This is a genomic window from Caulobacter sp. Root343, assembly GCF_001425745.1.
GTDB lineage: Bacteria > Pseudomonadota > Alphaproteobacteria > Caulobacterales > Caulobacteraceae > Caulobacter.
In genome coordinates this window covers 173,916-185,554 of the sequence record NZ_LMDF01000012.1, presented here as the reverse complement: position 1 = coordinate 185,554, position 11,639 = coordinate 173,916, and the positions used below count along the sequence as shown (strand labels likewise).

Genomic DNA, 11,639 nt, shown 5'->3' with positions numbered 1-11,639 from the left:
AGAACAGCCTGGCGGAGCGGACGACGAACCGAAACGCACACAAACACCCACGGTCATCCGGGTTCGCCCGGCCGCTCCGTCGCCTCCCCACCAACTTCAGCGGCGAGCCGCGTGAAGCGGCGAAGCCGTGCGACTATTCCATCTCTCCTCCCCCAGAGGGGGAGGAGATTCTCCCAGGCCGACCCGCGCGCATTGACTCCCCCGCCCGCCCCCGTATTTTCCGCGCGTTCGCGTGACTGGCGTTGAAGGTGGGAAACCACCGGGGAGCGCGAACCTCATAAGCCGCGCGCCTGGGCTCCGTTTTCCGATCACGAAACCACAGGAGTCCGCCGTGCCCGCCGCCCCCGACTATCCGTCCGCCCCCGATCTCGTCGCCCCCAAGCGGGCCCTGCTGTCAGTCTCCGACAAGACCGGTCTCGTCGAGGCCGCCCAGGTGCTGCACGCCGCCGGCGTCGAGCTGGTCTCGACCGGCGGCACCAAGGCGGCGATCGCCGCGGCCGGCATCCCCGTCAAGGACGTCTCGGACCTGACGGGCTTCCCCGAGATGATGGACGGCCGGGTCAAGACCCTGCACCCGGTGGTGCACGGCGGCCTGCTGGGCGTCCGCGACGCGCCGGACCATGCCCAAGCCATGGCCGACCACGGCATCGGCGGCATCGATATCCTGTACGTGAACCTCTATCCGTTCGAGGCGACCGTCGCGAAGGGCGGCAGCTACGCCGAGTGCGTCGAGAACATCGACATCGGCGGCCCGGCCATGATCCGCTCGGCGGCCAAGAACCACGGCTATGTCGCCGTCTGCACCGACCCCGCCGACCTTTCCGAAGTGCTGGAGGCCCTGAAGGCCGGCGGGACGACGCTCGAACTGCGCCAGACCCTGGCGGCCCGCGCCTATGCCCGCACGGCGGCCTATGACGCGGCGATCTCGGCCTGGTTCGCCCAGGCGCTCGGCCAGGACTTCCCGGCCCGCAAGGCGATCGCCGGCGAGCTGCGCCAGACCATGCGCTATGGCGAGAACCCGCACCAGAAGGCGGCCTTCTACGCCTTCCAGAACCCGCGGGTCGGCGTGGCCACGGCGACCCAGCTGCAGGGCAAGGAACTCAGCTACAACAACATCAACGACACCGACGCGGCCTTCGAGCTGATCGCCGAGTTCGACCCGGCGGCCGGCCCGGCGGTGGCGATCATCAAGCACGCCAACCCGTGCGGCGTGGCGGTCGGCGGCAGCCAGCGCGAGGCCTATGAGCGGGCCCTGGCCTGCGACCCGACCTCGGCCTTCGGCGGCATCGTGGCGGTGAATTCGCGCCTGACCAAGGACGCCGCGTTGCAGATGGTCGAGATCTTCACCGAGGTGGTCATCGCCCCCGAGGCCGACGACGACGCCGTCGCCGTGTTCGCGGCCAAGAAGAACCTGCGCCTGCTGGTGACCGGCGGCCTGCCCGATCCGCTGTCGACCGGCGACACCTTCAAGAGCGTGGCCGGCGGCTTCCTGGTCCAGTCCCGCGACGACGCCCGGATCAAGGCCTCCGACCTGAAGATCGTCACCCAGCGTCAGCCGACGGAAGACGAGATCCGCGACATGCTGTTCGCCTTCACGGTCGGCAAGCACGTCAAGTCCAACGCCATCGTCTACGCCCGCGCCGGCCAGACCCTTGGTGTCGGGGCCGGCCAGATGAACCGCAAGGACTCGGCCCGGATCGCAGCTCTTCGCGCCGCTGATTTCGGCTTGGACCTCACGGGCTGCGCCTGCGCCTCGGAAGCCTTCTTCCCGTTCGCCGACGGCCTGATCCAGGCGGCGGAAGCGGGCGCCACGGCGATCATCCAGCCGGGCGGCTCGATGCGCGACCCCGAAGTGATCGAGGCGGCCGACAAGCTTGGCCTCACAATGGCCTTCACCGGGGTGAGAGTGTTCCGGCACTAGTCATCCAATGAGGGCATGATGGACAGCGCCGCCTGGGGCGAACAGGTCGCCCGGCACTCTCGGGTCTTCAAGCCGGCGGGCCTGGGGCCCTTCCCGGTGGCGCTGATCCTGCACGGCTGCGGCGGCAAGACGCCGTTCCTCGAGGACTATGCCCGCGCCGCCGTCCAGGCCGGCTGGGCGGCGGTGGTCGTCGATTCGCTGAAGCCGCGCGGCCTGTCGACCCTGGACGGCAAGCTCTTGGTCTGCACGGGCCTGACCTTGGGCGGCCTGAAGCGCTCGGCCGACGTCTTTGCCATGACCCATTGGCTGGAGGGCCAGGCCTGGGCGGATCCCAAGCGGATCTTCCTGGCCGGCTGGAGCCATGGCGGCTGGACGATCATGGACGGCTACGCAGTGGGGGTGAACGCCGCCCGGGCCACCGGCCTGGTCGACGCCGATCCGGTCAAGCTGCGCGAGCGGGTCAAGGGCGCGCTGCTGGTCTACCCCTATGCCGGCTATCCCTCCCTGACCTCGGCCCGGGGCTGGGGAGAGTGGGGGCCGCGCGTCTGGTCGGTGCTGGGCGGCAAGGACCAGGTGGTCGGCTGGAAGGCGCCGGCCAAGGCGCTGGACCGGCTGGCCCGCGACGGCCTGCCGGTCGACAGGGTGTTCTACGCCGACGCCACCCACGCCTTCGACGACGACAAGGCCAACGACCCCCGGGCCCGTTACCGGCCCGACCTGTTCCAGGAGGTGCGAACCTATTTCACCGGCGCGCTTGAGGCCTGTTTCTAGGCGGGCCTCTAGGCGATGACGGGCTCGAGCTTGGGCCGGCGGATCGGCGTCGGACCGCGATAGAGCCGGCGCCAGACCCACTCCAGCGGCCCCATCTCGAACCGGTCCATCCACCAGCGCGACCACAGGATCTGCGCGACCCAGATGGTCACGACGATCGCCGCCAGACCCGGCCGGTCGACCTGGCCATGCAGCGACAGACCCCGACCGCCGTAGAAGATCACGGTCATGATCAGCGACTGGCTCAGATAGTTGGTGAACGCCATCTGGCCGACCGGCGCCAAGGCCTTCGGGATCGCGCTCCAGGCCTTGGACCGGGCGGCGAAGACCATCAGGGCGACGTAGGCCAGCGTCGTCAGCGGGGCCAGCATCCACTGCAGGCCCAGGCTGACCAGGCCCAGCGCGCGAGGCAGGCCGAGGGCGACCTGGGCGACGAACAGCCCGCCGATCAGGACCGAGGCGGAAAGGCCCAGGACGAGCAGGCGGCGATACAGGCGATCCGAGGCCTCGCCCGTCAGCACCCCGGCCTTGAAGCAGCCCAGGCCGATCAGCATCAGGCTGGAGGTCATCACGAAGATGATCGGCTCGGCGGTCAGGAAGCCCAGGCGATCCTTGGCGTTCTGGACCAGCGACTGAACAAAGGTCCCGCCATACTGGGCCTCGGCGGCCTTGCCCTTGGCGACCTCCTTGGCCGCTTCCAGCACGGCCTGGGCGGGCTCGTGCGGCATGAAGGCGGCGATGCTCATGCCGACCAGCATCAGCCCGGTGAAGGCCGCCCAGATCGTCACCCCGGTCCGGATCAGCCTTCGCGGCGCCCAGGAGCGGGCCAGCAGCACCGCGAAGCCAGCCAGGGCGTAGCTCAACAGCACGTCGCCGAACCAGACCGCGAAGCCGTGCAGCAGGCCGAAGACCACCATCCAGGACAGGCGCTTGCGCAGGATCGCACCGCGCTCCAGGTCCGACCGCTCGCCCCCGACCAGGAAGATCGAGACGCCGAACAGCATGGCGAACAGGGTCACGAACTTGCGCTGGAACAGCCACTGGGTGACGACCCAGACGCCCAGGGTCGCCGGACCGGTCCCGTGCGGCCAGTTCGCCGCCGACTCCGAGAGCGGCGGCGGCACGGCGAAGTCCGGCGCGTTGCACAGCAGGATGCCCAGCACGCCGAGCCCCCGCAGCGAGTCCAGCAGAACGATCCGATCCTTGGTCATGGAGCTTCCCCTCGAAGGAGGAGCCTGCCCTGTTCCGCCTCAGCCGACAACCGGGGCGCGACGCGGGGCTGTCGCCAAGACCAACGCCCCCAGCGCCATGAACGCCGCCGAGACGACGACAGCGATGCGCTGGTCGCCGGCCAGGCGGGTGCCGATCGCGATCACCAGCGGGGCCATGAAGGCCGTGGCCTTGCCCGACAGGGCGTAGAGCCCGAACCACCGCCCGGTCTCGCCCGCCGGGGCCAGCTCGGCCATCCAGGCGCGCAAGCTGGACTGGGCGGGCCCGAAGGTCAGGCCGACGAACAGGCTGAAGAACAGGAACATCCGCTCGGGCGTGCTCGAAAACAGCGCCCCGCCGGGCTGGGCTGGGACGACCGGGATCAGGAAGAAGATCGTGTCCTTGCCGACCATACCTACGCCCGCCGCGCCGAACAGGACAACGCCGGTGGCGATCAAGACGGTCAGCTTCGAACCAAGTTTCTGGTCGATCCGACCGCCGATGAACGTCCCAATCCCCGCCGCCACGGACAGGAGGATGGCGTACAGGCCAAGCTGCGTCGTCGTCCAGCCGAACAGACCAGCGGCCAGCACGCCGCCGAATGCAATGAAGCTGGAAATACCGTCGCCCAGCAGCATGCGGCCGATCAGGAACTTCAGCATGTGCGGACGACTGGGCAGGCTGCGGATCGTCTCCCACAGCTCGGCCAGCGGCTTGGCTCCACCTGCCGCCGGAGGCTGCGGCGCCAGCAGCATCAGCGGCCAGGCGAACAGCATGAACCAGACCGCCACCATCGGCCCGACGATCCGGTCGGGCTCGTGCAGCGCCTTCGACAGGCCCAGCATCGGGACCTTGGGCAGCGAAAAGCAGAAGAGGACGATGAACAGCGAAATCAGCGCCCCGACATAGGCCAGGGCCCAGGCTGTGCCGGACAGGCGCCCCACCTGCCCCGGCTTGGCGACCACCGGCAGCAGGGCGTTCATCACGGTCACGCTCAACTCGGCCGCGACGCCGGCGACGACCAGGCAGGCCAGGATCAGCGGGATGCGCGAGACCTCGCCCGGCGCGGCCCACCAGAGGGCGGCGCTGGCGATCACGAACGGAAAGCCCAGGCCGATCAGCCAGGCGCGCGGCTTGCGCCGAGCATCGACACTGGCCCCCACCATCGGACTGAGAATGGCGATGGCCAGACCCGAGATCGCGCCGGCGTAGCCGAGCAGGCTCTGCCCTCGGGCCGCATCACCGACGAAGCCCGCTGCGAAATAGGGCGTGAAGATGAAGGTCGCGATCAACGCCCAATAGGGCTGCTGCGCCCACTCATAGGCGGCCCAAGCCACGCGTCGACGATCGCCCTGGTCCATTTCCACGCTCCCTACCGCCTCCCCCTCGTAAGGGAGAGGCGGCGAAGGGGCCAGCGCTTAAGCGGCCGTGGACAGCTCGCGCAGCGCCGCGTTGGCGATCGTCAGCTTGGCGAAGGTCCAGCCGCCGCCGGCCTGTTCGATGTCCTCGATCGTGCGCTTGACCGCCCGGGGACGATCACCACGAAGGGCGGCCCAGGACGAGATGGCGGACTTGGCCGCGCCCTCGTCCTCGCCCGCCTGGGCGTTGGCGGCGAACTTAAGGACCGCCTGGGTGATCGTGGTCTGCTCGGTCAGCATGTCCTCGATCAGGCGACGCACCGCCAACCGTTCGAAGCTGTCGCCGCCCACGAACGAACCGGCCGCGCCGCGCAGGCGGTCGAAGCCGAAGGCCGCGCCGACCTGGTGATACAGGCGGGCGACGTTCTCGACGCTCCAGCTGGAAGCATTGGCCAGATCGACGAGGTCGGCGGCCGTGGTCAGGGGCTGCAGAGCCGCCACCGCCTGGGCCAGGGTCTCCGGCGCGCCATCGGCGACATAGGCCTTCACGCGCTTGGCGACGGTCTTCTGCTCGAACGGCGACAGGATGGCCGGGGCCAAGGCCCGTAGCGCCGCCACCGCCGGGCCATAGGCCTCGACCAACGCCTTGACCGTGGCCTTGTCGCGCACGGCGCGGCGGGCCAGCCAGAAGCTGAGGCTGCGCAGGGCGTAGGCCAGCGCCTTGTAGAGCGCGGTCTGGCCGTTGGCCGAGGCCTTGTTGTCCAGGGCGCCGACCTGGTCCCACAATCCATCGACGCCGAGGATCTCGCGAGCGGCCGTGAAACCGACCACCACAGCGCCGACGTCGGCGCCGGCGGCGGCCTTCAGGCGGCTGACGAAGGTCGGGCCGCACATGTTGACCATCTGGTTGCCGACCACGGTGGCGATGATCTCGCGCTTCAGCCGGTGCTTCTGCATGGCGTCGGCATAGCGATCGAGCGCTTTCGGGAAGTACCCGCGCAGAGTGGCCTCGAACCACGGATCGTCCGGCGCCTGGCTGGCGACGATCTCGTCGAACAGGTCGAGCTTGCCATAGGCCAGCAGCACGGCGAGTTCGGGCCGGGTGAGGCCCTTGTTCGACGCCTTGCGCTCCAGCAGCGTCGTGTTGGTCGGCAAGCCCTCGACGCGACGGTCCAAACGGCCACGCTGTTCGAGATCGACCATGTAGCGGATCTGGGCGTCGACCTCGGAGGCGGCGTCGCTCTCCAGCAAGGTCAGGGCCAGGGTCTGATCGTAGTTGTGCTCCAGCACGTGATGACCGACGTCATTGGTCATCGAGGCCAGCAGCGTGTTGCGGTCAGGACGGGTGAGTTCGCCCGACCGCTCCAGGATCCCCGTCAGGATCTTGATGTTGACCTCGTGGTCGGAGCTGTCGACGCCGGCCGAATTGTCGATGGCGTCCGTATTGATGTGGCCGCCCGCTTGAGCGAATTCGATGCGGCCCGCCTGGGTCAGGCCCAGATTGGCGCCCTCGCCCACCACCTTGACCCGCAGGTCCGAGCCGTTGATGCGAATGGCGTCATTGGCCTTGTCGCCGGCGTCGGCGTTGGTCTCGCCCCTGGCCTTCACATAGGTGCCGATGCCGCCGAGATAGAGCAGCTCGGCCTTGGACTTCAGGATCGCGGTCATCAGCTCGGCCGGGGAGACGGCCTCGGCCTTGATCTCGAACAGGTCGCGCACCTCCTTCGAGAGCGGGATGCTCTTCAGGCTGCGGGCGAAGACGCCGCCGCCCGACGAGATCTTCGCCTTGTCGTAATCGTCCCACGACGAGCGCGGCAGCTTGAACATCCGGTCACGTTCTTCCCACGACGCCGCCACGTCCGGGTTCGGGTCGAGGAAGATGTGACGGTGGTCGAAGGCGGCCAGCAGCTTGGTCTGCTTGGACAGCAGCATGCCGTTGCCGAACACGTCGCCCGACATGTCGCCGACCCCGACGACGGTGAACGGCTCGCTCTGGATGTCCTTGCCCAGCTCACGAAAGTGACGCTTGACCGCCTCCCAGGCGCCGCGGGCGGTGATGCCCATCACCTTGTGATCATAGCCGACCGAACCGCCGGAGGCGAAAGCGTCACCCAGCCAGAAGCCGTAGTCCTCGGCCACGCCATTGGCGATGTCGGAGAAGGTCGCCGTGCCCTTGTCGGCGGCGACGACCAGATACGGATCCTCGCCGTCATGGACGACGACCGAGGTCGGCGGCACGACGTTGTTGTCGGGATCGATGTTGTCGGTCAGGTCCAGCAGGCCCGACAGGAAGGTCTTGTAGGCGCGGATCGCCTCGGTTTGGATCGCGTCGCGGTCGCCGCCACGCGGCAGTTGCTTCGGATAGAAGCCGCCTTTTGAACCGACCGGCACGATCACCGCGTTCTTGACCTGCTGGGCCTTCACCAAGCCCAGCACCTCGGTGCGGAAGTCGTCGCGGCGGTCCGACCAGCGCAGGCCGCCCCGGGCGACCGGGCCGAAGCGCAGATGCACGCCTTCGACATGCGGGGCCGAGACATAGATCTCGCGGTACGGCTTGGGGGCCGGAAGGTCTTCGAGCTCACGCGAGGCGATCTTGAAGCTGATGTACGGCTTGGGACCGCCGTCGGCGGCCGGCTGATAGAAATTGGTGCGCTGGATCGCGCCGACCAGGGCGGCCAGGCGGCGAAGGACACGGTCGGCGTCCAGGCTTTCGACGGCCTGCAAGGCCTCGACGATCTTGGCTTCGACGGCCTTGGCCTGGTCCTCGCGGGCCCTGAGGTCAGCCTTCACCGCCGGGTCGAACTTGGTCTGGAACAGATCCAGGATCAGCCGCGCGACGCCGGGGTGATCCGACAGCGCCTGCTCCTGCACGCCTTGGCTCGGATCCAGGCCCGACTGCTGGCGGTAGCGGGCCAGAGCGCGGATCAGGGCCGCCTCGCGCCAGCCGATGCCCAGCTCCAGCACCAGGCGGTTGAAGCCGTCGCTCTCGGCGCGACCCGTCCAGATGGCGACGAAGGCGGCCTCGAAGGCCTGCTTCACGTCGCCGAACACCAGGTGCTCGCCGGCCTCGTCGCGCAGGACGAATTCGTGGATCCAGACCGGCTGGCCGTCGGGGGAAACCTTGAAGCCGTCCTCGATCAGGGCCTTCAGGCCCATGTGCTCCAGGATCGGCAACACGTCGGCCAACGGCGCCGCCGCGCCGGGGCGATACAGCTTGAACCGGAAGGTCACCGCGCTGTCGTCCGGACGGCGGAAGGCGCGGACGCGAACGGCCTCGCCTTCCGCCAGGTCGTCGATGACTTGGATATCGGCCAAAGCCTCAACAGCGTCGTACTGGTCGCGATAGCCGGGCGGGAAGGCGCCGGCGTAGCGGGCCAGCAGGTGGGCGACGCGGCCGGTCGAGCTCTCGCGGATCGCGGCCTCGAAGCGGTCGTCCCAGGTGCGGGCGGTCTCGGCGATGGCGGCCTCGACGGCGGCCAGGTCCGGATCGGCGTGGTCGCCGGGCGTCACGCCCAGGATGTAGTGCACCCGCGCCAGCGGCGCGTCGGAGAAGCTGGGATAATAGGCCGACACCCGGCCCCGGAACGCCTCGGCCAGAATCGCGCCGGCCCGGGCGCGGACGCCGGAGTCGTAGCGGTCGCGCGGCACGAACAGCAGCACCGAGATGAAGCGGTCGAACGGGTCGCGGCGGGCGAACAGCTTCACCCGCGGCCGGTCATAGAGGTGCAGCACGCCCATGGCCGTCGACAGCAGTTGCGCCTCGTCGGTCTGGAACAGCTCGTCACGCGGCCAGGTCTCGAGAATGTTGCGCAGGCGCTTGCCGTTGTGGCTCTCGGGATCCTTGCCAGCGCGATCCAGGACGTGGGCCACCTTGCGGCGGACCAACGGGACCGTGTGGGCGGGCGTCTCATAGGCCTCGGCGGTGAACAGACCCACGAAGCGGACTTCACCGGCGGCCTTGCCGTCGGCGCCGTAGCGGCGGACGCCGACATAATCCATGTAGCCGCGGCGATGGACGCGCGAGCGCAGGTTCGACTTGGCCACCACGATCGGATCGCCGATGTCGATATGGGTGCGGACCTGCGCCGACAGGATGGCCGGCTCACTGCCCCGACGCAGCACGGTGCGGGCCTGGTCGCGCAGCACGCCGAGGCTGCCTTCGGGCTGATACAGCGGCTCCTCGGCCGCGTAGCCGCCGTCGGCGGTGCGCGGATACTCATAAACGCGAGCGCCCAGGAACACGAAATGGTCGCCTTCCAGCCAATCGAGGAAGGCCAGGTCCTCGGCCTTTTCCTCGGCCGACACAGGTGTCTGCGCGCCTTTCAGCTCGTCGATCGTGCGGCGCATCAGGGCGCGCATGGCGTCGAAGTCCTGGACCGCCAGGCCGACGTCGGAGAGCGCCTCGCGGACGCCCTGGACCAAGGCCGCCTCGCGGTCCTCACCGACGGGGGCCAGCCAGACCTGGATCATGGACCGGCGGACGCCGCCGCAATCGGCGACGGGGTGGAACATGGCGCGGACCGAGAAGCCGGCCTCGGTCACCTCGCCCATGATGCTGTCGACGAGGAAGGGACGGTCGGGCTGAACGATCTCAAGCAGGTCGGAAGGGGTCTCGCCGCCCTCGGCGCGGCGGATGCGGATGGCCGGTTCGGACAGGTCCTTGGCGCTCTCGCCGAACCGCCAGAAGTCGGCCAGGGCCCGGGCCACGTCGGCGATGTCCAGGCCAGGCAGCTCCTCGGCCGACCAGTCGTCCTGGGCCTGGGCGGCGAAGCCGCGCGCCGCGGGCGAAAGCGCCTCGACGGAGGAGCCCAGGGCCTGGGCGAAAGCGCTTACCAGCGGGCCGATCGGAGCCTCAGCGGACTTGAGGTCATTTTTTTCACCGATCATGGGATTTCCTCGTGAATTTTTGGCCGCAACCTAGCCCTTTTGGGCGTCACTTCAACCGCTACGTCGGAAATCGGAAAGAATTCGTGCTGGTCTCGTTCCGTCCGCCAGAAACGGAAGCGCCGCCGGCTGGGGGGAAGCCGACGGCGCAGGCCCGCTGGGGGTGAGCGGGCGTTTTCCGCTTCGATGGCGGCGGCCTTGCCGGCCGCGATCGGCGGGGTGTCCGGGTGGGGGGAGCCGGACAGAGCATAGATAGGGACCACCGCCTGGAGTTTAAGAGGCGCGCTCATTTCTTTCGCGCGCCCTCCGCTTTTCGCGCCGGAGAGTCGTCTGGAGCCGGCCCATGGCCCTTGCCCGACAAGATCCGCTCACCCTGCGGGTCGCCATCCTCGGACAGCAGGATGGCGATCCAGCGCGAGCCCTCGAACTGGGCCAAGACCAGCATCGTGGCCACGGTCAGGGGCGTGGACAGGAACATGCCGGGCACCCCCCAAAGCGCGCCCCACAAGGCCAGGGACAACAGCACCACCGTCGGGTCCATGTTCAGGCTATCGCCCTGCATGCGTGGATAGATCACGTTGCCGACCACGAAGAAGATCGACTGCAGGGCGGCGAACAAGATGATGGCCGGCCAGAGGCTGTCCGGGAACTGGATCAAGGCGAACAGCGGCGGCAGGAAGCAGCCGATGGCCCCGCCCAGGATCGGGATGTAGGCGGCCAGGAAGATTAGGAACGCCCAGAAGAAGGCGTTGTCCAACCGCACCAGCATCATCACCACCCAGGCGGCGACAGCGATCATCAGGCCGGTGACGGTCTGGATCCAAAGATATTGCTCCACCCCGTCACGGATGCGCTGGAACAGCTTCATGTTCTGGTCCCGCTCGGGATGATGCGGGAACAGCGCGACGATCTTGCGGGCGAAGCCCTTTCGCGACGCCAGGATGAAGCCGAGATAGATCAGCACCAGCACGGCGCTGGTGGCGAAGCTGTTGAAGGACTGCGCCACATCCCCGACGTAGCGCTGCGGGTTCCATTGCTTGACCAGGTCGCCGATGGTCGGCGCGACCGTCAGCTCCAGTCCCGGCGCCAGCCTGGCCACGATCGGCGCGAACTTGGCGATCAGGGCGTTGAGGCTGGCCACGTATTCCGAGGAATGGTCGAAGAACTCCTTGCCGTTGTCGACGACGATCCAGATCGAAACGCCAAATAGCAGCAGCGACAGCACCACCGCGGTGGGCAAGGCCAGCGCCTTGGGGAATTTCGGCGCGCGGGCCGTCAGGACGCGCGAGAAGCTGTCGATCATCACCGCCAGAAACAGCGCCAAGGCCAAGGGCGTGAGGATGTCCTGCATCCACTTCAGCGTCACCCCGCCGGCGATGACGGCCAGGAACACCACCGCGTTGCGCGTGGTGACGGAAGGCGGGGCGGGCGCGGGCATTTGTAAAATATCTCCGGAAACACGAGTGACATTGCCCGTCCCGATTGGCGCGGCGCAA

The 11,639-nt window shown here is 68.5% G+C and carries 6 protein-coding genes and 1 riboswitch; of the genes, 2 read left to right on the top strand and 4 right to left on the bottom strand.

The genetic code is table 11. The annotated features are described in order from the left end of the window. Nucleotides 1-222: 222 nt before the first annotated feature. A riboswitch (ZMP/ZTP riboswitch) is annotated at nucleotides 223-303 on the top strand. Nucleotides 304-331: 28 nt separating this feature from the next. Continuing rightward, entirely contained in the window at nucleotides 332-1,921 is a 1,590-nt protein-coding gene (purH, locus tag ASC70_RS24205; RefSeq protein ID WP_056055740.1) for a bifunctional phosphoribosylaminoimidazolecarboxamide formyltransferase/IMP cyclohydrolase, read from the top strand. A gap of 18 nt (nucleotides 1,922-1,939) precedes the next feature. Further along, the gene (locus ASC70_RS24200; RefSeq protein WP_056055752.1) at nucleotides 1,940-2,692 is read left to right on the top strand and encodes a dienelactone hydrolase family protein; all 753 of its coding nucleotides are present in this window, start codon (nucleotides 1,940-1,942) and stop codon (nucleotides 2,690-2,692) included. 8 nt (nucleotides 2,693-2,700) lie between these two features. Here the strand turns inward: ASC70_RS24200 and ASC70_RS24195 are convergent, their stop codons facing one another. The 4 genes from ASC70_RS24195 to ASC70_RS24180 form a co-directional block, all read right to left on the bottom strand. After that, nucleotides 2,701-3,903 carry a DUF418 domain-containing protein gene (locus ASC70_RS24195; protein WP_056055738.1) on the bottom strand — a complete coding sequence of 401 codons (1,203 nt, stop codon included), beginning with the start codon at nucleotides 3,901-3,903 and terminating at the stop codon, nucleotides 2,701-2,703. Between the two features lie 39 nt (nucleotides 3,904-3,942). Continuing rightward, nucleotides 3,943-5,262, bottom strand: a complete 1,320-nt coding sequence (locus ASC70_RS24190) for an MFS transporter (protein ID WP_056055734.1) — start codon at nucleotides 5,260-5,262, stop codon at nucleotides 3,943-3,945. 57 nt (nucleotides 5,263-5,319) lie between these two features. Beyond that, nucleotides 5,320-10,146, bottom strand: a complete 4,827-nt coding sequence (locus ASC70_RS24185; RefSeq protein WP_056055731.1) for an NAD-glutamate dehydrogenase — start codon at nucleotides 10,144-10,146, stop codon at nucleotides 5,320-5,322. A gap of 283 nt (nucleotides 10,147-10,429) precedes the next feature. Further along, nucleotides 10,430-11,581: an AI-2E family transporter gene (locus tag ASC70_RS24180; RefSeq protein WP_056055729.1), complete on the bottom strand. Its 1,152-nt coding sequence runs from the start codon at nucleotides 11,579-11,581 to the stop codon at nucleotides 10,430-10,432. Between the last annotated feature and the right edge of the window lie 58 nt (nucleotides 11,582-11,639).